Source organism: Acinetobacter wanghuae (assembly GCF_009557235.1).
Lineage (GTDB): Bacteria > Pseudomonadota > Gammaproteobacteria > Pseudomonadales > Moraxellaceae > Acinetobacter > Acinetobacter wanghuae.
This window is the reverse complement of sequence record NZ_CP045650.1, coordinates 2039833-2061863: the sequence shown is the minus strand read 5'-3', so window position 1 is coordinate 2061863 and position 22031 is coordinate 2039833. Positions and strand designations below refer to the sequence as shown.

Genomic DNA, 22031 nt, shown 5'->3' with positions numbered 1-22031 from the left:
ATGTCTGATGAATAGATTGAACTTTAGTGGGGTAAGTGCCTTGATGGGTGGGTAAATCGTTTATGTATTTCTATTCTGAAATTCAATTACAAGATGTTTTAGATCGTAGATTTGTAATAATTATTTAACTAAACTCAAAAAAAACGCTACATTTCTATTCATTTACAATAAATTATGAAGAATAGGGAAGTTGCTCAAAACGTGACTTATAATAATTTTTTATGTGTTTTATGATTATTGTTAATAAAATACAATAAAACTTTATCTCAAGACACAGCATAATGTGCGACTTTCCATTCTTTTACATATGCTTGCATGCATAGGTAAATGAGTGGATAAAATATTTTGAAATATCATTATTCCAATGGCTTGTGAAAGTCACTTAGGTTGAAAGTACGGTCTTATCGTTTGTGTTGGTTTATCTAAGATGTCGGTCTTACTTTTTTAAATATATATTTAGAATAAGACGGGTGACATTGCAGATAATGTTCAACACGGTACTTTTGTTAATCTCTCTTAGATGGGTGCAATTGTTGAAATTGTATTCATTCGTTTGAATCGGGTGAATGGATTAATTTTGGGTTTTTAAAACTGAGTTGTATGGTGAAATTTATGCTGAGCTGCAATTCAAATTTTATGCTGTAAACACAATTTTAAAAATGAGAAGTTCAAAATCATCTTGGGCAAATATTTATGGATTTTACTTTTAACGCATTTTATACCTTGATCGCAGCAGTAATTGTGTTATTGCTTGGACGATTTTTGGTAAATAAAATCGATTTTTTAAAACGGTACAATATTCCTGAGCCTGTTGCAGGCGGACTTGTCGCTGCAATTCTCTCATTACTTGTCCATAACTTTTGGGGTTACAGCATTACGACCAGTGCTGAGCTTCAAACCAGTTTCATGTTAATTTTCTTTGCCTCCATTGGTTTAAGTGCAAACTTTGCCAAGTTGCGTGAAGGTGGTATTGGTCTCGTTATTTTCTTAGTAACGGTCTCTGTTTTCATCGTTGTGCAAAATGGTGTCGGTATGACACTGGCAACATTACTCGGTATTGATCCTTTAATTGGTTTGATTGCAGGTTCAATTACCTTGACAGGTGGTCATGGTACTGCGGGTGCATGGGGTGAGATTTTCGAAGTTCAGCATGGTATTCAAGGTGCTTTAGCACTGGGTATGGCAAGCGCAACCTTCGGCTTGATTATCGGTGGAATTATTGGTGGACCTTTAGCGAAATTGCTGATTAATCGCCATAGTTTGGCGACGCCTCGTAGTGGTACTCAAATCGAGACACGCCACAATGCACCTGTTGATATTAATTCGACTGAATATGTGCCATTTGAATATCCACATCGTGTCCGTTTGATTACCTCAGACAATGCGATTACCACTTTAGGTTTATTTGCTGGTTGTTTGGCGTTTGCTGAGTTTATGACGGGCTTTAGCAAAGGAACCATGTTTGAATTGCCAACCTTCGTATGGGCATTGGCGGGTGGTGTTTTAATCCGTAATATCCTTGAGGGGATTTTTAAGGTTCAAATCTTTGACCGTGCAATCGACGTGTTTGGTAATGCTTCTTTATCGCTCTACTTAGCGATGGCATTGTTATCCCTTAAATTATGGCAATTGGCAGATCTTGCAGGTCCGCTTATGGTGATTTTAGGTGCACAAACCATCACGATGGGTCTTTATGCTGCATTTGTGACCTTCCGTGTCATGGGTAAAAACTACGACGCTGCGGTATTGGCTGCGGGTCATTGTGGTTTTGGTATGGGTGCAACGCCAACCGCTGTTGCGAACATGCAAGCGATTACCAACATGTATGGTCCATCGCATAAAGCCTTTTTAATCGTTCCACTCTGTGGCGCATTCTTTGTCGATTTAATTAATGCAACCGTGATTCAAATGATTTTGAAATTCTTTGCATAAGTTAAATTGGATTAAGTCATTAATTTAGAAATGAATAAGGAATCGCCAAATGAGTGATCAGTGGAATGAAACCCTGTTGTCTTGGGTGAATGCGTTAAATGGTCCGCTTTGGGATTTTCTCGTTGTCTTTTTGGTGGTGGTTGGTGTGTTTTACACCATCGCCACTGGTGCCGTACAGATTCGTCTGTTTTGGCACAGTGTAAAAGTCATGAAAGGCAGTCGTACGAAATGTGATGACGTGCATGGTATTACCCCTTTTCAGGCGTTTGTAACAGGTTTAGCCAGCCGTGTTGGTGTGGGTAATGTGGCCGGTGTTGCCATCGCGATTGCGATTGGTGGGCCCGGTGCCGTGTTCTGGATGTGGTTAACAGCATTTTTAGGGATGAGTTCAGCTTTTGTAGAATCTTCCCTTGCGCAGTTATTCAAAATTCGTGATACCGAAAATAAGCAGTTCCGTGGTGGACCTGCGTATTACATTACTCAAGGCCTAAAGCAAAAATGGTTAGGCGTGGTTTTTGCCGTTGCTTTAATTTTAACTTATGGTTTTGTATTTAATGCAGTGCAAGCCAATGCCATTATTGGTGCAACCTCACATGCGTGGGGGTGGGATCAAGCCAATGTCATGTTGCCTTTGGGTGGTTTTGACTTCGAGATTTCATGGTTAGGTTTGGTGTTGGTCATCATGACGGCTGCGATTATTTTTGGCGGTATTAAGCGAATTGCCAAAGTCGCAGAGAGTTTTGTGCCATTTATGGCCATTCTGTATTTGATGGTGGCGCTTTACATTGCCGTGATTAACTTTGATATCTTGCCATCTATTTTCCAACTCATCTTTAGCAAAGCTTTTGAATTTGAAGCAGCTGCAGGTGGCTTCTTCGGTGCCATGATTTCAATGGCAATGATGATGGGCATTAAGCGTGGCTTATTCTCTAATGAAGCGGGTATGGGTTCAGCACCGAATGCTGCTGCGGCATCGGATGTGAAGCATCCTGTGAATCAGGGCTTGGTGCAAATGCTGGGCGTATTTGTCGATACCTTCGTGGTATGTTCATGTACGGCGATTATCATTCTTGCATCAGGTTTGTATGAAAATGCGGGCTTTGAAGGGGTTGCCTTGACGCAAATGGCTTTAGAGAGCCAAATTGGGTCGTGGGGAGATGACTTCTTGGCTTTGATTTTGTTCTTATTTGCCTATTCTTCCATCATTGGTAACTATGCTTATGCAGAAGGCAATATCCAATTTATTAACAGTAGCTCACGTATGATGCTGGTGTTCCGTATCTTGGTATTGGTCATGGTTTACTTTGGCGCTATTGCCAGTGTGCCATTAATCTGGAGCATGGCGGATTTATTCATGGGTGTGATGGCAAGTATTAACTTAATTGCAATTTTATTGCTGATGCCATTTATCATGATGTTGCTGAAAGATTATACTGGTCAGTTAAAACGTGGTGTTAAAGAGCCTGAGTTTAAATTGGACAATCATCCGAAATTCAAAGACAAAGTGAAATCGGATATTTGGTAATTTTAAGCTGATAAAAAAGCCTCGACACTTTCGGGGCTTTTTTATGCAAGAATACCGTTGGGTTTGAAGATGCTGATGATAAAAGCCAAACGATACGGCATTCATCTTCTCTACCAGATCCCACTGTATAATCATACATGCAGTAACTTTAGCCCAGTGCTATATATTGCAAGCATTGAACATGGCGATCATGTGCAAAATAAATAGATCTTCATCCACCCATACGTTGGATTACGCATGGTCTGGATATTTTAAAACATTAAAAGGATGGCGTACTGCATGCAGAAACATGTGTTGAATTTAATGGCATTTGCTTCATGCATTTTGGTGGGTTGTCAGACGACACCTCAAAGTCAGCACTTAAAACCTGTGATTAAACCTGTTTTGGCATCGCACACTGTAGCCGAAGCACGTCCAAATCAGATCGATTTTAAAAAAATTAAAGAGACTCAGCATCGTCCAGTGATTGCTTTGGTTTTAGGCAGTGGTGGCGCGCGTGGGTATGCCCACATTGGTGCAATTGAAGTATTGGAACAAGCCGGTATTCATCCTGATTTTATTGTCGGCACTAGTGCAGGCAGTATTGTGGGTTCAATTTATGCCAGTGGCAAACCTGCGATTGAACTACGTAATATCGCGCTGAGCATGAAAGCCAATGATGTTCGTGATATTCGACTAGACATGAAAGGTTTTTTTGATGGTAAAAAAGTAGAACATTATGTCAATTTACAAGTCGATGAAACGCCTTTAGAAGCCATGAAAATCCCGATGTTCGTGGTGGCAACGCAGCTGAAACAAGGCAAAAAAGTGGTTTTTAACTACGGCAATACGGGGCAAGCTGTACGTGCATCTGTGTCTATTCCGAGTATGTTTATTCCTACCACGATTGCAAATTTGGAATATGTCGATGGTGGCTTAGTCAGTCCTGTACCTGTAGATGTTGCACGAGAATTAGGTGCGGATATTATTATTGCAGTCGATATTCTGGCGCAGCCTGAACATACCGAGACCACCAATGTATGGGGCTTGTTTAACCAAAATATTAATATTATGCAAAATCGTTTAGCGCAAGAAGAACTCAAACATGCCGATGTCGTGATCCAACCTGATTTACGTGAAAAAGGGCATATTTTTGATGTGAGAGGTCGTGAGCTCACCATGCAAGCGGGTGCCGATGCGACTTTGGCAAAGTTGTCTGAAATTCAACAGGTATTTAAGCAACATCAATATGATGCGGGTCAGCAGAGGCTCAAGCTTTTAACTCAGCAACATTAAGAGATCGCAACCAAACACCTAGATAATATTCTCGGATTTGAATCCATCAGCATAGAAAATGTTGAATTAAGCGTTTTTAGCAATAAATTGATTGGCAAAATCTATAGATACATCGTGTTTTTAGGTTTATAAAAAAATGAAAAATATTAAATCATTGAAATCTTTATTGATAATTTTAACGTAGTGGAATTTATTCTTATTTATTTATATAAGACTATTTTATTCATAGACTTAAGTTTATCAAATGTTAGAAAACTACAGAAAGCATGCCAAAATGTTTGAGATCATTCAGACATAATCATAGAGAAATTATGAATAACATTGAAATTGGCTGCCAAGTGCAACTGGCTCAATTTGAGCAATATATTTTTACGGTGACCCAACGCCATGCCGATGGCTCATTTACAGTCGAAACTGAACTGGATACCACGCAAAAATTGGTGTATCAACATGTTGCACAAGAAATGTTTAAAATCATTTAACATGAAAATCATGTGTGATCACTGAAATAAAACCATGTTATTGATTTGGATTTTGCCATATTACATATGGGTTTAGATTTAAGTAATCACGGTTATTTGAGTCATGACATACAGTTTGATGCAGCTTGTTTTTAGCAGGGTATATGTCTTTTCGTGTATGAAAATGATTTTGTCATAAAAAATTATGATGAATGAATTGCCGAATTGAACATTTCATCTTGTCTAAAAACGATATAATAATGGCACATATCATTGGCATTCAAAGAGTTCAAAGAAAGCGATGGCTCCTTTAGATCAAATTGCACCAGCTACAGATGAACAGTCTCAACTCACCATGAGCGTTTTGATGACCCCAGACATGGCGAATTTTTCAGGTAATGTACATGGTGGTACCATTCTGAAATTATTAGATCAAGTCGCTTATGCATGTGCAAGCCGCTATTCAGGTAGCTATGTGGTCACACTTTCTGTCGATAAAGTGAATTTTAAAGAACCGATTCATGTGGGCGAATTGGTGACTTTCTTGTCTTGTGTGAATCATGTCGGTCGTACGTCAATGGAGATTGGCATCCGTGTTGAAGCACAGAATATTCAAAAACGTACGGTACGTCATACCAATAGCTGCTATTTCACCATGGTTGCTGTCGATGAAAATGGTAAACCAAAGCAAATTCCACCGTTGAACTTGGACAATGATTGGAAACGTTGCCGTTTTGAAGCAGCGGAACAACGTAAAATTGCTCGTTTACAAGAAAATCATCATCCATCTTGTAGTATTTATAAAAAGACGCAAAGCGTTTAATACGCTAAATAAAAAAAGATCCTCCAGTAGGATCTTTTTTTATTTCTAATGAGTTTATGAAAGATATATGAAAAGCGTCATATTTATCTTATTATGAAACGATACGTATCGTTTTGTTTTAAATTCCAATGACTGAAGAAAAAACCTCACGCCGTCAAGATTGTATTTTAAATGCTGTTGCCGAAGCGTTGTCTGAATATGACTATGACCAATTGACCATTGAAGATATTGCAGCACGTGCTGGTGTTGGCAAATCCACAATTTATCGTTGGTGGAAACACAAGTCAGATTTGGTGTTGGATACTTTCAGGCGACATACCGCATCTGTATTTGAGATGGATCTGCAGCAAAGCTTGGCATGCAATCTCAAACAACAACTTTTTAAGCTATCTGTTGCACTGAATCATCCGATCGGTCGGGCGTTATTGGTGGTCATGGCAAATCATCGTGAATTGGCAGGAGAATTTTTTAAACATTATTTGCTGCCCCGTCGTGAAGAAACCTATGCACTCATTACTTTAGCGATTCAACGTGGTGAAATTCGCGCGGATTATCGTTTTGATTTATTGCTCGATTCAATTTATGCCCCAATTCATTATCAGACGATTTTCTTTAATACCATGCCTGATGAAGTTTATATCGGCGCACTTGTAGATCTCGCTTTAGCACCTGTGTTGCTCATGCCTACATCCGCTGTGGAGTCTTAAACATTGAGTACGCTAACGGAATCTGTACAACGTTTGTGGAATCGTTCTTTCACTTTATGCTTGCTCAATAATTTCTTTTTATTTAGTTATTACTATGCGTTATTGACTGTTTTGCCCATTTATATTTTGAAAGAATTGGGCGGAACGGTGCAAGAAGCAGGTTTAGCATTGACGCTATTTTTACTGTCCTCTATTACGGTACGTCCATTTTCCGGACTCATTATTCAAAAAATTGGTAAAAAATATGCGATGCGCGGTGCAGGGACACTATTTGCCCTGTTTGCCTTTGCTTATTTGCTGATTGATAGTATGTGGTCATTATTGGTTATCCGCTTTATGCATGGGATTTGGTTCAGTATATTAACCACAGTCGCTGTACCTGTTGCTACAGATTATATTCCTGAAGATCGTAAAGGTGAGGGCATTGGCTACTTTGTGATGTCAACCAATTTAGGTTTAGTGTTTGGACCACTGCTTGCACTCACTGTGATTCAATACGCTAGTTTTACAGTTTTATTTGCTGTCTTAGCAGCGATTATTTCAATCGGTTTACTGTTTAGTTGGTTGCTGAACATCGCAGAGCAACGCGTTTCTTTATCGAATACAGCAGCAAAATTCACAATTCATGACATTTTAGAAGTTAAAGTCCTTGCCGTGAGCATAGTCGCTTTATTAACAGCATGTGCCTATTCGAGCGTGATGAGCTTTATTACCGCCTTTGCGGAAAGTAAAGATCTATTAGCCTACACGAGTATGTTTTTTATTGTGTTTGCGGTGTCCATGTTGGTGGTACGTCCATGGGTGGGCAAGCTTTATGATCGCAAAGGTGCGAGTACGGTCCTTTATCCGTGTTTTATCTTCTTTGCGATTGGTTTACTGATCATTAGTCTGATTTCAAATCAGTGGGTACTGTGGTTGTCTGCAGTATTTATTGGTATTGGCTATGGCTCAGTATTTCCATGTTTACAAACCCTTGCGATTCAATCTGTCGAAAAAGCCCGTATGGGCCATGCCATTTCTACCTTCTTTACACTATTCGATATTGGGCTTGCGCTTGGTTCGGTCTGTATGGGTATATTGATTGCGTGGTGGGGCTTTGCAATTACCTATCAAATTTGTGCAGTGTTGGCGCTTGTGACGTTATGGGTATATCGTCATTTTGTTGTGGTGAAGCCTTTAATTTTAGATCAAAATTAAAAAATCACATGAAAGAAATGTTCAAAGTTATTTACATTCCCATGGTCTAACGCTGCCGAATAATCTCTCTAATGAGGCGATCATTCACGTGCTCCAGATTTTTATAATTTGTGATATTTCGTTTGAATCAGTAGATCGTGGAGTGAGTAAAAGCATATAAAAATGCTGAACCAACAGTGTTGATTCAGCATCGAGCGACATCTATTCAACAATAGGTTCAACCTACTGGAGATTTGTTGATAAAGACGTCTTAAACATCATGTTGAGGGGAACATGAAGAAGGGCTTATTGAGCTTGCTCAGTTTGTTCCTCTGCACTTGCTTCAGATGCAGGTTGTTCTGTCGTCGGTGCTGTCGCAGCTTCAGGTAATTCTTGAGTGCTGACAATCACGTTGTCTTCTTGGTCAGAAACGGTGGTTGATGTAGATGTAGCAGCAAAACTGCTCGCAGCAGCAATAGTTAATGTCGTTGCAATAAGCATTTGAGAGATTTTCATATCAGGCATCCTTTGTATTGTCATAAGTTTTACCAAGTGAACCATCACATTCATTTGGCAGGCGTTCATCCTAGGTCGATATAATTGGATGATCAAACCATTTCATAAAAGCGATAACGAACTGATAACCTTCGATATACAAAACTTGGAAACTTGTTTTTTTCTTGTAAGTTATGCACGTGAATAATCACTGTAAATGTGTGTAAATATTTCAAAACCATGTCGGATGAGTTGAACAAATCTTGTAAAAATCATCAAAATTTAGCTTTCATAATAATAAATCTCAGTTTTGAAACCTGACTTCAGTCAGTGAAATACATTCTTGCTATACTCAAAGTGCTTTGTTTTTTATGATGGGTTAGGTTTATTTTGAACGTACTTTCGAGCGCTGCTGCTGTGCCCGTGCACATTATTTCTGGCTTTTTAGGTGCAGGTAAAACCACCTTATTAAAACATTTACTGACTCAAAAACCTGAACATGAAACTTGGGCTGTGCTCATGAATGAATTTGGTCAAATTGGTGTCGACCAACAGCTCTTGCCTCAAGATCAAGGTTATGCCGTAAAGGAGCTGTTAGGCGGATGTTTGTGTTGCAGTAGCCAATTGCCCATGCAAATTGCATTGTCTCGCTTACTGTCTGAGTCAAAACCACATCGATTGTTTATTGAACCCACTGGGTTGGGGCATCCAAGTCAATTGTTAGAACAGCTGACAGAACCTCATTGGCTCAACCATTTAAATATGCAAGCCTTGGTCACGGTTATAGATGGCTCACGATTACATGACTCAGCGTGGACAAAGCAAAACTTATATGCAGATCAACTAAAAGCTGCACATATTGTCGTCATTTCACATGCCGATTTAATGACAGATGCAGATCAAAGCGCATTGGTACAGTTACAAGCTGAATACGCTGTCTATAAACAACAATGGCTCATAACCGAACACGGCAAATTAGATATTGCAGCGATTCAACAGGCATATGCAGGTTCACCGCGTCGAATTCAACCGTTATTGAAAATACAGCGCGAACAGGCATCAGAACAAGCAGAAACCATTATTCAACAATTACCATATCACTATGTAGAACAAGCACAGGGTTATACAGTCGCAGGTTGGAAATTACCAAAACGCTGGAAATTTCAATGTATGGACGTCCTTGATTTACTGTGTGAACAACAAGACTGGCTCAGAATTAAAGCGATATTTCATACAGATGAAGGCTGGAAAAGTTTTAATTTCAATCCTGAACAATTTAACTATCAATCTTGCGAAGAGGCGATTGATAACCGTATTGAAGTGATTTATCAGCATTCACATGATTGGTCAGACTTTGAAAGCAGTTTACTCAAATGTCGGATCGACGCATTGCCTTAAATCAGTTCTGCAAAATACGCTTAAATCTTATATGCTATGCGGCAAATTTGAGGAATTGAGTATGGCGCTTAAAGCAACGATTTATAAGGCGGATTTAAATATTGCAGATATGGATAATCATCGTTATGAAGATTTCCAATTGACGATGGCACAGCATCCGTCTGAAACAATCGAGCGTTTAATGGTTCGAATTTTAGCCTATGCACGCTTTGCTGATGAAGCTTTAGAATTCACCAAAGATTTATTTGAAACCGATGAGCCTGCATTGTGGCAAAAAGACCTCACGGGGCAGCTCATGAAATGGATTGAAGTCGGTAGCCCAGACGAAGATAAAGTGAAAAAAGCCAGTGCGCGTTGTAAACAGGTGGCAGTGGTGACATATGGATCTTCTGTAGATGAGTGGTACAAACGCAATACCAAACTTAAAACCTTGTCGAATGTTGAAGTGTGGAAATTATCGACTGCGAGCACTGAAGCGATTCAAAAACTCTGTGAACGTACCATGCAGTTGCAGCTCAACATCATGGATGGCGAGTGGACATTGATCGGTGATCAAGCGCAAGCTGTGATTGAATGGGAACAATTGCAATAATGGCACATGGCATATCAGGATTTTAAAATCCTTAAAGAATATGCAGATTGAAGCAGCAATCCATCAGACAGTGTGATGGATTGCTGCTTATAATATTTTGATTGATTGGCTGAAGGAAATGACGATGAGCGCTGAATTAGAAATTATTGATTTAACCGTAGGTGAAGGTAAAGAAGCAGTAAAAGGTGCATTAATTACCACACATTACACGGGTTGGTTAGAAGATGGCACGAAGTTCGATTCATCTGTCGATCGTGGTAATTACTTTGAAACTGTCATTGGTACAGGTCGTGTAATTAAAGGTTGGGATCAGGGCATTATGGGGATGAAAGTCGGTGGTAAACGCAAATTGATCGTTCCTTCACATTTGGCGTATGGTTCACGTAAGATGGGCAATGTGATTCCTGCAAACTCAAACTTAATTTTTGAAATTGAATTGTTTGATGTGAAAACCCGTGACTAATATGCGCTGCTGTTAAAATTTAAGGAATGAACAGTGCCAGATGCTGTTCATTCCTATTGTTTAAAATGATGTCATCAAAATACTCATGCCATATTCAGAGTGGCAATGACTAACAATAAAAAGAGAAATCACACATTTTTACTTAATTCTGAGTAGGTTCTCAAAGCTTTAACTTCATATTTAACGACCACACGTTTAGATGCCCATTGGCAATTTTATCCCCGTCAATTTATTATGATACCAAGTCTTGGTTTAAATACTCACATCGTGATGCTAAAGGCTTCTTTTAGCGATTCGATAACGAGTAAGCTGTCTGTAAAACATGCCTGAGCAGATGTCCGAAAAGCAAAGATTGAACATAGAAATCGCCCTGATGAGAAAGATTATGTAACCGTCAGCATCGGTGCTACCTGTACACTTCATGCACAGGATTTTCGAATGCTCATTGACTGATGAAAGCTGCAGATTTCAAGCGTTATGAAGTCAAAAATGGACGAGATCAATTAAAAATATAAATAGAGTGTTAGAACAAATATTTATACAGCGTCTGATTTAGATCGAGTCCAGAAGGTCGATGGGTTTGAAAGCCCAAATTCAAATAATAGGGAATAGACGATAAAGTACTGTCTACATCGATTTTACTGATGTTTTTTAAGCTGAGTTTACTGAGCATATGCTCATACAAGGCGCTGCCAATTCCCATTCTTTGCGAAGGCATGGCGACGAAATGCATTTTAATATGTCCCTGATCTGTGATCATGATAATTCCCACCACCTGATCATGAATAAGGTAGACCCAACAATCATTCGACAGCATGTCACTCATGAGCTGTGCATCTGTATAGCGTTCTAACCAAGCTTGAATGTCACTTTCATGACGATGATGGTCATCAACACAAGAACGGATACTGTCTTGAATGACGTTAATGATTTGTGGAATATCTTGAACTTTTCCTTCACGGATCATGGCAATTTCAGTATTTAATGTATGACAAGAACAAGATTACATTTCAGGCGAATTGAGTGCTTTTTTATAGGAAGGAATTGTAGTTTTTTAAGACTTAAAGATAATTTCAGCACATTTATCACATAAATTTTGTGCATTCTATGTAACTCAAAAAGTAATAAAATGAGATAAGTACACTATTTGATCATTATTATTTGGCATGATTGTTTATAACAGCTAAAAAATGAAAGCTTGGTATTTACCTTATCTAGCTAGACTTGCCGTTCAAGATTTCAGTGCATTTATAGCGCGATTTGGCGTTATACTTTATTTAAACGTTATCTGTATGACCTGTAAATGTCGCTTCAAAAATGAATAAATGAACAATAAAGTAGTGAGATGATCATGCTCAAATTATTGCTGTTATTACTCATCTTTATCTGTGTCTATGCACTTTGGATGGTTATGCAAAAAGTGCAGAAAAAGCAGCGTGCTGTGCAACGTTCATCTTCTTACCTGATAAATAATCAACACGTCGCTCAAGCTGATGTACAGAAAAAAGAGTTTAAGGATTCGATTCATCCTGATCAAAAACGTTTATTTGATGACATGGCGCAGCTTTTTTTGCAGCAGTATTACTGCCTAACAGAGATTCAGCAAGGACAAGTATTACAACAAGAATGGTTGAGCAAAATGCCGCTGCGAACCGTAACAGAAATTCGACAACTCGATTTAGGTGAATGGTCCATTGTTTGGAGTTTAGCGCAACAATCCCTTGAGTATTATGTGGGGACATATGGCTGGTTTTATACCCATGTCGACCTAAATGGTGTTGAACATCGCAATGAAATTCGGCAACCAGGCAAACTAAGCTAAGATATTCTTTATTCGCTCAGATTTTAAAGAATGGGAAAGCCTGCCGTGATCATTGATTTTCATCATGCACAGATTCAAAAGTTTCTGAATTTAGCGCAAGCTATTGTGCAAGTACCTGAGCAATATATTCAGTTTGATCATGTTTCAGATTTTTATAAAGCCGCTTGGCTTAAAGATTTTCCGCATACAACAACGTGGTATGTCACAGGTTTAGATGATGGTGCAGAAGATTTTTATATCTCAATTCAATTTGAAAATTATCATTTAAATATTCAAGCTGGCAGTCACGTCACTGCAGTTTTAACCCAAAAAGATTGACTAAAATGACCAATAAAAATCCTAAAACATGAATGACTTTGCGCAATAAATTGATTTAAATAGCATTGAAATACTTATTTTAAAGCAGTTGTTGGCATAAGCCTCAATTGAAATAAAAACAACAAAGGAACACAATATGGCGCATCAATTTACCATTGAAGCTAAAATTCAAGGGATTTCACTCGCGGATTTCACCCGTTTAGCAACAGATATCAAAATGCATGAAACGGTTTGCCAACGTATTCCTGCACAGAATTTGGAAATTTTAGAATCTCATTTAGACGGTGATATTTATACGCTGAAACGTGCCTATAACTTAGATGTTAAAATTCCAGATATGGCAAAAAAAATGCTGAAAGATGCTTTTCGTTTACATCGTACTGATGTGAGTAATTTTGCAAATATGACCTCAACCGTCAAGTTAGGTGCAAATTTACCGATTATTGCCTCATGCGAGCGTAGCGTGAAAGGCAATGACTCAGAGATTGAGCTTCGACTACAATGGACAGTAAATGTCAAAGTGCCTCTCATTGGTGGCATGTTAGAGAAACATGCGGAAGGTGAGATCCGTAAATTTAGCGGCATTGAAATCGACATTATTGAAGATGAACTTCGTAAACAACTCGTAGCATAACTTCTCATGTTCAATTAAAAAGAGCGCCATTAAGCGCTCTTTTTTCATGTCAAAATTTACATTATTTTTCGAATTTCGCGCGATAGACAAAGGTCGTTAAAACAGTCACAAGACAAATCGTCCAAATATAGTACAGCGCCCCAATATTGCTATATAAGCTTAGCCATTGTACCAACGGTAAGGTGATACCACCGGCAATTGCATAGGCCACGTTGTAGGAAAATGAGATGCCCGAGAAGCGAATTTGAGCAGGGAACATTTTGACCATGCTATAAGAAACCATGCCGACTGTACCCGAACTTAAGCCCAACAGCATATACAGCATGAACACGGTAGATGGTGCAACATGACCTAAACTGTTATAGAAAATACCTGCGATCAGCGCGACAAGTAACGCGCCGAAGAGCATCACTTTGCCCGCGCCAAAACGGTCAGCCAACAGTCCTGCTAAAATACAGCCGATCATTTGCATGACAATGGCAGCACTTTGCATTTTAAAGGCATCAGAACGTTCAAAACCGAATGCCCCGACCAATAAGTTTGGCATCGCTAAAATTAAAACCACCACACAACCAGTCAAGAACCATGTAAACAACATGCCAATGACAGTAGCTGTTTTATGATTGGCTAAGACTTGTTTGACGGGTAACTCTTTTGCTAACTCCTTTTTGGCTTGCATGGCTTTAAATACTGGGGTTTCTTTTAAATAACTGCGTAGGTATAACGCCACGAAACCGAAAACACCGCCTAAAATAAACGGAATACGCCATGCCCAATCTTTAATTTCAGGCTCGCTAAAGTTCAGTGAAATAAACAGTGACATTAACGCGCCAAGCAAAATCCCTAAGGATAAACCCGCAGTCAGCACACCATTGGCAATCCCAATTCGACGTTCAGGTACATGCTCTGAAACAAAGGTCCATGCTGCAGGAATCTCTCCGCCAATGGCAATGCCTTGCATCATTCGCATGAGTAGCAGCAAAATAGGTGCTGCATAACCAATCGATTCAAAGGTTGGCATTAAACCAATCATCAGGGTTGGTAAAGCCATGAGTAAAATAGACAGGCTAAATAGGCGTTTACGACCAATCAAGTCTCCAAAATGCGCCATAACCACGCCACCGAGGGGTCGGAAGAAATAACCCGCTGCAAAAATCCCGTAAGTATTGAGCATTGCCCAAAATGGACTTAAGGTACTAGGGAAAAAGAGTTCCGAAATCAATTTTGCGTAAAAGACATAAATCACAAAATCATAAAATTCGAGCGCACCACCGAGGGATGAAAGCCCTAAAGTGCGTTTATCGGCTCGGCTAAGACGTGGAGCTGCATCCATGCTTCAATTCCATAGGTTAAAAAAAGGGCAGATATATGGTTGATATTAAAAGATGATTTTTTTGTTGAATAATCAATCTTTCTTTTTATTCGCTCAACTAAAAGTTATTAAACAAAGCATCGAATCATTTTTTATTTACTTTTTCTTTTAATGAATAGATCCATCCTTTGAAAGGATTAGATGTCCTGATTGTTCATTGAAGAAAAATGGGTCCATTGCCCTGTTCGAATCGCATCTAAAAAAGCGGCGTGTTCGTGCTGATCAGCAACCAAGGTGTACTGATTATTGAAGTCTTGCTGTTTTTCATCCGGCAAGCTGGCAATAAAATCTTTGATTTTTGCGTGAAAATTAGGATGACCTGCTTGCAGCATGCTGAGCAAATAAAAGAAATATTGGTCTTGGAATTCGGCAGACTCGACATCTTTTAGTTTACTCAATGCCTTTTTATACAGTTGAGCCGCTTGGCTATAACAGGCTTCAATCTTTTTATCAGAACGATCCAATACTTCTAACAAAGTGCAATTGAGATAACGGGTGTCAGCGTTGGGTTGCAGATAAAAAAGTGCATTATTGAGTTTAATCGCTTCTTCAAAATGCCCCAACTGAATTTGAATGTCACTTTGCACTTGCAAGATATGCGGCGTATCGGATTGCGTTGGGGCAGTCAGCATTAACGCTGTTAATTTTTCCTGAAAACTCGCATCATCAGCATCTTGTAAATATTCATTTAAGGTACGTTGATAGCTTTGTATAAAGGCAGCTTCAGCAGGTGTTAAATCTGCATATATCGCATTTTGATGGCTGGGTTGACATGCGGTTAATACCACAAGCAAAGCAATATAGAAAATTCCATTTTTCATGTATTGAGTACTTTAGAAGATAAATAAATGAACGGTTTAAGAATGAATGTTCTATATTTATCATGAATGTTGACACAATCCATAGCTGATTTTAATCATTTCGATGAACTGTTGGTGTGCTTTCATTCGCCTAAGATGATGCGATGAATAAATAAAGGGGATACTTATGTCAGAGGTTTTATCCGTTGCGCAGCAAGGTGAAGAAATTTTAAAGCTCGTCGCAGCGCCTGTTGCTTTAACAGAAATCGGCAGTGAGTGGTTCAATCAATTGACTGTGGCGATGATGGCAACCATGCTTGAGCGTCAGGGTGTGGGTATTGCAGCCCCACAAGTATATGTATCAAAGCGGGTGATTATTGTGGCATCTCGTCCAAACTTGCGATATCCCGATGCGCCTGAAATGGATGCCATTATAATGCTTAATCCTGAAATTTTAGAGGCATCAAATGAGCAAGTCCTTGGACAAGAAGGTTGTTTAAGCGTTCCTCAGCAACGTGGAGATGTGGCACGCGCTGAACATATTCGTGTGCGTTATCTGAATTTACAAGGTGAACCATGTGAGCTTCATTTAAGTGGTTTTCCTGCGCGCATTGTGCAACATGAAGTAGATCACCTAAATGGGCTTTTATTTGTAGACCGAATGGATGCCATGCAACCATAGCATCGTGTTAGTTGGCTTTAATGGCTGTCCCTAGCGCGAATACTTCAACCATACCACCTTGCATGCCAAGTTCAGTCGTGTTGAGGCGTAAACCCATAATGTGTGTGGCACCCATCTGCTCAGCTTCTCGTTTTAAGCGCACAATGGCTTCTCGACGGGCACGTTCTACAATACTTTCATAACTACTTAAACGCCCACCGAAAAAATTTTGTATATTGGCAAGCACGTATTTGAAATAGTCATGAGAAATAACCACATTACTGCTGATCATGCACCCAGTATGTGTGGATACCGTAAAGCGATTGGTATCAATGCGAATATGTGCAAATTGTTTTTCAGCTTGTTCTAATTCGCGTAAATGCTTGTGTTCATTATGTCGACCAAAAGCAAAACCAATAATAAACAAGATGACAAATAGCCCAATTTTGAAGATCAGCGCATCCATAAGCTATCCTTGGGTCGGGAAGGGATCAGGAAGGTGGTGATGATTCGGGGTTACGACCACCGCAGTGCCATAAACAAACAGTTCTGATGCACCTTGCGCAATATTTGAGGTGGAAAAACGAATGCCGACAATGGCATTGGCACCCAATAAACGCGCTTTTTCAATCATTCGATTCATGGCTTCTTGACGCGATTCTTCTAATAGCTCGGTATAAGCTGTGAGCTCACCACCAACAATGTTTTTCAGACTTGCCATTAAGTCTCGTCCAACATGTTTACTGCGAACGGTACTGCCATAGACCACATCCAATTGTTTGCAAATGGTATGTCCTGGCATAGTTTCTAAATTACTCAATTGCATATTGCTTCAGTTCTTATATGAATGCGTCCAAGATAGAAAATTCGGCTTAAAAAAGCAATAAAAAAGCCCACCGAAGTGAGCTTTTAAAATTATAGCTGATGCAGCTAAATTATTGAGCTGTTTGACGTTCAGCGCTTGAAGCAGGTGCAACCACTTGTTGATTGGTTGTTGCTTTTAAACCGCCACCTAAAGTTTTATACACTTCAATTTGGTTGTTTAAATTGGCTTGCTCAAGTAGCAATAAACCTTGTTCAGCAGCATACGAAGTACGCTGTGCATCCAATACGGTTAGATAGCTATCGATCCCTGCACGGAAACGGGCATTGGATAAACGATAGGTCGTATTGGTAGCATCGACTAAACGACGTTGCGCAGCAACACGATCAGCAATATTTTGACGAACAGCTAAGGCATCATTGGCTTCACGGAACGCAGATTGAATGGCTTGTTCATATTCAGACAATGCAATTTTTTGATCTGTTTCTGAAATTTTGATATTGGCTTTACGAGTGCCCCAATCCCATAGCGGAATGTCAAGACTCGGACCAATAGACCAAGCAAATGAACCTGATTTAAATAAATCAGATAATTCAGTTGAGCCGTAACCCGCAGAACCCGTTAAACGAATACTTGGGAATAATGCCGCTTTTGCCACAGCAATATTGGCACCTGCAGCAGAAAGACGATACTCCGCTGCACGAATGTCAGGACGGTTGCTTAACAAGTCACTTGGCAAGCCTGCAGACAATGCTGTACTAGACGTTACCTTCGTTACACGTTGGCTAGGCAACAAGCTACTTGGCACTTGCTCACCGACTAAAAGGTTAAGTAAGTTTTGTGCTTGTGCAACTTGGGTCTTATATTCAGCAACATCGCTACGTGCTGTTTCAACAGAGATTTGTGCCTGACGAACAGGAACTTCACTATCAATACCAACATCAAAGCGTTTTTTATTGAGATTATACGATTCAAGTTGTGTTTTAAGCGTTTGATCGGCTAATTTCAAATTTGCATTGGCATACGAATAAGCCACCCATGCTTGGGCAACCTGACCAATCAAAGCAATTTGAGTTGCATCACGCGCACTTGCAGTCGCTAAGTACGTATCTAGAGCATTGTCTTTCAGGCTACGAACACGACCCCAAAAATCTAACTCATACGCTGTAACACCCAAGCCAACATTGTAAGCACTTGAAGCGCCACGCGTCGTTGCAGTATCTTGGCGCAGTACACTACCAGTTACCCCAATAGAAGGTAATTGGTTGTTTTGCGTGATTTGATACGCTTGTTGCGCGCGTTCAATATTGAGCGCTGCTGTGCGTAAATCGCGGTTATTGTTTAATGCCAAATCAAGGACTTGAATCAAGCGTTGATCTGCAAAAAACTCTTTATAACCTTGTTCAGCCACTGACGTACCAGATGCAGCACCAATATAGTTTTGTGGAATATTGCTTTGGGCAACGGGCTCTGGACCACGCATGCTTTGACATGCAGTCAAAGCAAGCGCAATTGCAGACACCGCAATGCTACGACCTGAAACAGACCATATTTTTTGCATCACAAGGTTTGCTCCTGATGATTTTGTTTTTTAGGTTTAAATTTGAAGATACTTCGGATCCAAACGTAGAACACCGGAATAAAGAAGATACCCAATAAAGTCGAACTGATTACGCCACCCAATACACCATAACCGACAGAGTGTTGGCTACCTGCACCTGCACCTGAAGAAAGGGCAAGAGGCAGTACACCAAAGCCGAATGCCAAAGTGGTCATAATAATTGGACGTAAACGCATTTTTGCAGCATGCAGTGTCGCTTCAAGTAAAGGCTCGCCTTTGTCTTCTTGCAGTTCTTTCGCGAACTCTACAATCAGGATCGCATTTTTTGCAGCCAAACCAATGACGGCAATAATCGCAACCTGGAAGTAAATATTGTTCGAAAGATTTGGATCTTTAAGCAGTACCATCGCTAAGAAGGTTAAGCCAATGGCACCAACAATACCCAATGGAATGACTAGCATCACTGAGAATGGAATCGACCAGCTCTCATACAATGCAGCCAAACATAAGAATACAATCAGCATAGAAAGTGCATACAAGCCAAGGGTTTGTGAGCCGGATTCACGTTCTTCTAACGATAAACCTGTCCACTCATAATCTAGACCTTGTACACCCATTTCAGGCAATTTCGCAATGATTTCTTCCATCGCAAGCATTGCATCACCTGAGCTTACACCCGGTGCTGGTGTACCTTGAATATTGACCGATGAAATACCGTTATAACGTTCAAGACGTGGTGAACCATAGGTCCATTCACCTGTTGCGAAGGCTGAGAACGGAATCATTTGACCTGCGTTGTTACGAACATGCCATTTGTTGATATCTTCTGGCATCATGCGGGCATCAGGAACGGCTTGTACATAGACTTTCTTAATACGACCACGGTCGATAAAGTCATTAATGTATGAACCACCCCAAGCAATACTCATGGTGCTGTTGATTTCAGAAATGCTCACACCCATGGCACTGGCTTTTTCGTTATCGACATAGATTTTGTACTGCGGCGTATCTTCTTGACCGTTTGGACGTACACCTGCAAGACGTTTGTCTTGTGCTGCCATGCCTAAGATCATATTACGCGCATTTAATAGACTTTCATGACCGTTACCCGCAGCATCTTTCAACTGCAAGTTAAAGCCAGCAGAAACACCCAATTCTGGCATTGCAGGAAGCTGCAATGGCATGACATAAGATGCATCTTTCGCAATCACATTCAACGCCATACCACGTTGAATAATCGCACCCACCTGTGATTCAGGCGATGTACGTTCGCTCCAGTCTTTCAACTTAATGAACGCAAGACCCGCATTTTGCCCGACACCGGTAAATGAGAAACCTGCGACACTGAATACAGAATCGACATTGGCTTTTTCACCTTCCATAAAGAAGCCAGTCATTTGATCAATCACTTTCTCAGTGCGGTCAAGTGTAGCGTTCGGCGGAAGCTGAACCAAAGTCATCACTACGCCTTGGTCTTCATCAGGCAAGAATGAACTTGGTAAGTTTTTAAATAGGAACAATAAACCAACGATGACGACCGCATAAATTGCACCGGCAAAGATTTTATGAATCAGCAGTTTGCCGACCCATTTTTGATAGCCTTCAGCGGTACGTTCAAAGCGGTCATTGAACCAACGGAAGAAGCGAGCAGGGAGGCTATTGCTTTGTGGTTTATTTGGATCATGTTGTTTCAACAAAGTCGCACAAAGCGCAGGGGTAAAGGTCAATGCCACAATCAGTGACAATACCATTGCAGTCACCAAGGTAATGGAGAACTGACGATAAATAACCCCTGTCGTACCACTGAAGAATGCCATTGGAACGAATACTGCGGATAAGACCGTCGTAATACCAATGAGGGCGCCCGAGATCTGACTCATCGACTTTTCAGTTGCTTCAACAGGTTCGAGATGCTCCTCCGACATGATCCGTTCAACGTTTTCGACCACGACAATCGCATCATCCACCAATAGACCGATGGCAAGTACCATCGCAAACATGGTGAGTGTGTTAATCGAGAAGCCAAATAAGTTGATGATTGCAAATGTACCCAAGACCACAACAGGCACAGCCATGGTTGGAATCAAGGTTGCGCGCCAGTTCTGTAAGAACAAGAACATCACCAAGAATACAAGAATAATCGCTTCAACTAAGGTATGAACCACACTTTCAATCGAAAGCTTAATAAATGGTGTGGTATCAAACGCCAACTGATCTTTTAAGCCAGATGGATAGTTTTTACGTAGCTGCGATAAACGCTCTTCTACAGCAGTTGCTGTGTCCAATGCATTTGCACCTGTTGCCAATTTAATCGCAACACCGCCTGCAGGCTTACCATTGAATTTAGACGTGAACTGATAGTTGTCCGAGCCTAATTCAACTTTGGCAACATCGCCAATGGTCACTTTTGCACCAGAACCTGCATTTTTCAAGAAAATGTTTTTGAACTGTTCAGGTGTTTGCAACAGGCTTTGAGCATTTACAGTTGCATTCAGTACTTGACCTTCAATCGCTGGCGCACCACCCAATTGACCTACAGCAACTTGCGCATTTTGAGTACGCAAGGCAGCAACCACATCACTTGGGGTAAGTTGATAGCTGCTGAGTTTTGCGGGATCTAACCAGATACGCATCGCATATGAACCACCAAATACTTGTACTTCACCGACACCTGCCACACGGCTGAGCGGCTCAGAAATATTAGAGTTCACATAATCTTTAATATCGGCATCGGTTAATTCACCATTCGGTGAATAGAACGCTAATACCTGTAAGAAGCTCGCACCAGATTTGGTTACGCGAAGCCCTTGACGTTGAACGTCTTCAGGAAGTAATGCAGTTGCTGATTGTAATTTGTTTTGTACTTGAACTTGGGCGATATCAGGATCGATACCTTGTTCGAAGTTCAATGCAATCGATGCCTGACCGTTACCCGCACTATTTGACGAGATATAACGTAAGCCATCTAGACCATTCATTTGCTGCTCAATGATCTGTGTCACTGTATTTTCTACAGTTTCCGCAGATGCACCTGGATAAGTCGCAGAAATGCTAACCGTTGGTGGAGCAATGGTTGGATATTGTGCAATGGGCATTTTTGTGAGGGTAAGAATACCCGCCAACATAATGACCAATGCAATCACCCATGCAAAAATCGGGCGATGAATGAAAAATTGAGCCATCTAGTCTACCC

22 protein-coding genes are annotated in these 22031 nt (G+C 40.3%); 14 read left to right on the top strand and 8 right to left on the bottom strand.

Annotated elements, in window-relative coordinates:
• The first annotated feature begins 693 nt into the window (after positions 1–693).
• The 7 genes from gltS to GFH30_RS09745 all read left to right on the top strand — a co-directional run bounded on the left by gltS (position 694) and on the right by GFH30_RS09745 (position 7920).
• A complete protein-coding gene (gene gltS / locus GFH30_RS09770; protein ID WP_153372182.1) occupies positions 694–1932 on the top strand; it encodes a sodium/glutamate symporter in 1239 nt (412 codons plus the stop codon).
• A gap of 49 nt (positions 1933–1981) precedes the next feature.
• Positions 1982–3457, top strand: coding sequence for an alanine/glycine:cation symporter family protein (locus tag GFH30_RS09765; protein WP_153372180.1), 1476 nt, complete (start codon positions 1982–1984; stop codon positions 3455–3457).
• A 279-nt stretch (positions 3458–3736) separates the two neighbouring features.
• Positions 3737–4732: a patatin-like phospholipase family protein gene (locus GFH30_RS09760; RefSeq protein ID WP_153372178.1), complete on the top strand. Its 996-nt coding sequence runs from the start codon at positions 3737–3739 to the stop codon at positions 4730–4732.
• A 311-nt stretch (positions 4733–5043) separates the two neighbouring features.
• Entirely contained in the window at positions 5044–5214 is a 171-nt protein-coding gene (locus GFH30_RS13310; protein ID WP_171500991.1) for a hypothetical protein, read from the top strand.
• A 280-nt stretch (positions 5215–5494) separates the two neighbouring features.
• Positions 5495–6016, top strand: coding sequence for an acyl-CoA thioesterase (locus GFH30_RS09755; RefSeq protein ID WP_153372176.1), 522 nt, complete (start codon positions 5495–5497; stop codon positions 6014–6016).
• A gap of 128 nt (positions 6017–6144) precedes the next feature.
• Positions 6145–6723, top strand: a complete 579-nt coding sequence (locus GFH30_RS09750) for a TetR/AcrR family transcriptional regulator (RefSeq protein WP_153372174.1) — start codon at positions 6145–6147, stop codon at positions 6721–6723.
• Between the two features lie 3 nt (positions 6724–6726).
• Positions 6727–7920: an MFS transporter gene (locus GFH30_RS09745; RefSeq protein WP_153372171.1), complete on the top strand. Its 1194-nt coding sequence runs from the start codon at positions 6727–6729 to the stop codon at positions 7918–7920.
• A 285-nt stretch (positions 7921–8205) separates the two neighbouring features.
• On the opposite strand, the gene GFH30_RS09740 is transcribed toward GFH30_RS09745, so the two are convergent.
• Complete coding sequence (locus GFH30_RS09740) at positions 8206–8415, bottom strand: hypothetical protein (protein WP_153372169.1); 210 nt, start codon at positions 8413–8415, stop codon at positions 8206–8208.
• 369 nt (positions 8416–8784) lie between these two features.
• On the opposite strand from GFH30_RS09740, the gene GFH30_RS09735 reads away from it, so the two are divergent.
• From GFH30_RS09735 to GFH30_RS09725, 3 genes are all read left to right on the top strand, one after another.
• Positions 8785–9792: a CobW family GTP-binding protein gene (locus GFH30_RS09735; RefSeq protein ID WP_153372167.1), complete on the top strand. Its 1008-nt coding sequence runs from the start codon at positions 8785–8787 to the stop codon at positions 9790–9792.
• Positions 9793–9853: 61 nt separating this feature from the next.
• Positions 9854–10384: a YaeQ family protein gene (locus tag GFH30_RS09730; RefSeq protein ID WP_153372165.1), complete on the top strand. Its 531-nt coding sequence runs from the start codon at positions 9854–9856 to the stop codon at positions 10382–10384.
• Between the two features lie 124 nt (positions 10385–10508).
• Entirely contained in the window at positions 10509–10847 is a 339-nt protein-coding gene (locus GFH30_RS09725; RefSeq protein ID WP_153372163.1) for an FKBP-type peptidyl-prolyl cis-trans isomerase, read from the top strand.
• Between the two features lie 523 nt (positions 10848–11370).
• Here GFH30_RS09725 and GFH30_RS09720 read toward each other — a convergent pair.
• Positions 11371–11814 (bottom strand): GNAT family N-acetyltransferase, encoded by a 444-nt coding sequence (locus tag GFH30_RS09720; RefSeq protein WP_153372161.1) that lies wholly within the window; start codon positions 11812–11814, stop codon positions 11371–11373.
• A 384-nt stretch (positions 11815–12198) separates the two neighbouring features.
• Between GFH30_RS09720 and GFH30_RS09715 the strand changes: the two genes are divergently transcribed.
• The 3 genes from GFH30_RS09715 (at position 12199) to GFH30_RS09705 (ending at position 13621) form a co-directional block, all read left to right on the top strand.
• A complete protein-coding gene (locus GFH30_RS09715) occupies positions 12199–12669 on the top strand; it encodes a hypothetical protein (protein WP_153372159.1) in 471 nt (156 codons plus the stop codon).
• Positions 12670–12714: 45 nt separating this feature from the next.
• Positions 12715–12987 (top strand): hypothetical protein, encoded by a 273-nt coding sequence (locus tag GFH30_RS09710; RefSeq protein ID WP_153373439.1) that lies wholly within the window; start codon positions 12715–12717, stop codon positions 12985–12987.
• Positions 12988–13123: 136 nt separating this feature from the next.
• Positions 13124–13621: a DUF2505 family protein gene (locus tag GFH30_RS09705; protein WP_153372157.1), complete on the top strand. Its 498-nt coding sequence runs from the start codon at positions 13124–13126 to the stop codon at positions 13619–13621.
• A gap of 61 nt (positions 13622–13682) precedes the next feature.
• Here GFH30_RS09705 and GFH30_RS09700 read toward each other — a convergent pair whose 3' ends face one another.
• The gene (locus GFH30_RS09700; protein WP_153372156.1) at positions 13683–14954 is read right to left on the bottom strand and encodes an MFS transporter; all 1272 of its coding nucleotides are present in this window, start codon (positions 14952–14954) and stop codon (positions 13683–13685) included.
• A gap of 176 nt (positions 14955–15130) precedes the next feature.
• Entirely contained in the window at positions 15131–15814 is a 684-nt protein-coding gene (locus tag GFH30_RS09695; protein ID WP_153372154.1) for a hypothetical protein, read from the bottom strand.
• A 166-nt stretch (positions 15815–15980) separates the two neighbouring features.
• Between GFH30_RS09695 and def the strand changes: the two genes are divergently transcribed.
• Complete coding sequence (gene def / locus GFH30_RS09690) at positions 15981–16475, top strand: peptide deformylase (protein ID WP_153372152.1); 495 nt, start codon at positions 15981–15983, stop codon at positions 16473–16475.
• Between the two features lie 7 nt (positions 16476–16482).
• On the opposite strand, the gene GFH30_RS09685 is transcribed toward def, so the two are convergent.
• From GFH30_RS09685 to GFH30_RS09670, 4 genes are all read right to left on the bottom strand, one after another.
• A complete protein-coding gene (locus tag GFH30_RS09685) occupies positions 16483–16920 on the bottom strand; it encodes a YbjQ family protein (RefSeq protein WP_153372150.1) in 438 nt (145 codons plus the stop codon).
• 3 nt (positions 16921–16923) lie between these two features.
• Entirely contained in the window at positions 16924–17280 is a 357-nt protein-coding gene (locus GFH30_RS09680; protein ID WP_153372148.1) for a YbjQ family protein, read from the bottom strand.
• 109 nt (positions 17281–17389) lie between these two features.
• Positions 17390–18838, bottom strand: a complete 1449-nt coding sequence (adeK, locus tag GFH30_RS09675; RefSeq protein WP_153372146.1) for a multidrug efflux RND transporter AdeIJK outer membrane channel subunit AdeK — start codon at positions 18836–18838, stop codon at positions 17390–17392.
• Positions 18838–22020: an efflux RND transporter permease subunit gene (locus GFH30_RS09670; RefSeq protein ID WP_153372144.1), complete on the bottom strand. Its 3183-nt coding sequence runs from the start codon at positions 22018–22020 to the stop codon at positions 18838–18840. Before GFH30_RS09670 ends, adeK begins: the two co-directional genes overlap by 1 nt.
• Positions 22021–22031: the final 11 nt, after the last annotated feature.

What these genes read in the sequence shown, in the direction of transcription:
- gltS (WP_153372182.1), top strand. Translation starts at nt 694, where the DNA reads ATGGATTTTACTTTTAACGCATTTTATACCTTGATCGCAGCAGTAATT.
- GFH30_RS09765 (WP_153372180.1), top strand. Translation starts at nt 1,982, where the DNA reads ATGAGTGATCAGTGGAATGAAACCCTGTTGTCTTGGGTGAATGCGTTA.
- GFH30_RS09760 (WP_153372178.1), top strand. Translation starts at nt 3,737, where the DNA reads ATGCAGAAACATGTGTTGAATTTAATGGCATTTGCTTCATGCATTTTG.
- GFH30_RS13310 (WP_171500991.1), top strand. Translation starts at nt 5,044, where the DNA reads ATGAATAACATTGAAATTGGCTGCCAAGTGCAACTGGCTCAATTTGAG.
- GFH30_RS09755 (WP_153372176.1), top strand. Translation starts at nt 5,495, where the DNA reads ATGGCTCCTTTAGATCAAATTGCACCAGCTACAGATGAACAGTCTCAA.
- GFH30_RS09750 (WP_153372174.1), top strand. Translation starts at nt 6,145, where the DNA reads ATGACTGAAGAAAAAACCTCACGCCGTCAAGATTGTATTTTAAATGCT.
- GFH30_RS09740 (WP_153372169.1), bottom strand. Translation starts at nt 8,415, where the DNA reads ATGAAAATCTCTCAAATGCTTATTGCAACGACATTAACTATTGCTGCT.
- GFH30_RS09730 (WP_153372165.1), top strand. Translation starts at nt 9,854, where the DNA reads ATGGCGCTTAAAGCAACGATTTATAAGGCGGATTTAAATATTGCAGAT.
- GFH30_RS09725 (WP_153372163.1), top strand. Translation starts at nt 10,509, where the DNA reads ATGAGCGCTGAATTAGAAATTATTGATTTAACCGTAGGTGAAGGTAAA.
- GFH30_RS09720 (WP_153372161.1), bottom strand. Translation starts at nt 11,814, where the DNA reads ATGATCCGTGAAGGAAAAGTTCAAGATATTCCACAAATCATTAACGTC.
- GFH30_RS09715 (WP_153372159.1), top strand. Translation starts at nt 12,199, where the DNA reads ATGCTCAAATTATTGCTGTTATTACTCATCTTTATCTGTGTCTATGCA.
- GFH30_RS09705 (WP_153372157.1), top strand. Translation starts at nt 13,124, where the DNA reads ATGGCGCATCAATTTACCATTGAAGCTAAAATTCAAGGGATTTCACTC.
- GFH30_RS09700 (WP_153372156.1), bottom strand. Translation starts at nt 14,954, where the DNA reads ATGGATGCAGCTCCACGTCTTAGCCGAGCCGATAAACGCACTTTAGGG.
- GFH30_RS09695 (WP_153372154.1), bottom strand. Translation starts at nt 15,814, where the DNA reads ATGAAAAATGGAATTTTCTATATTGCTTTGCTTGTGGTATTAACCGCA.
- def (WP_153372152.1), top strand. Translation starts at nt 15,981, where the DNA reads ATGTCAGAGGTTTTATCCGTTGCGCAGCAAGGTGAAGAAATTTTAAAG.
- GFH30_RS09685 (WP_153372150.1), bottom strand. Translation starts at nt 16,920, where the DNA reads ATGGATGCGCTGATCTTCAAAATTGGGCTATTTGTCATCTTGTTTATT.
- GFH30_RS09680 (WP_153372148.1), bottom strand. Translation starts at nt 17,280, where the DNA reads ATGCAATTGAGTAATTTAGAAACTATGCCAGGACATACCATTTGCAAA.
- adeK (WP_153372146.1), bottom strand. Translation starts at nt 18,838, where the DNA reads ATGCAAAAAATATGGTCTGTTTCAGGTCGTAGCATTGCGGTGTCTGCA.
- GFH30_RS09670 (WP_153372144.1), bottom strand. Translation starts at nt 22,020, where the DNA reads ATGGCTCAATTTTTCATTCATCGCCCGATTTTTGCATGGGTGATTGCA.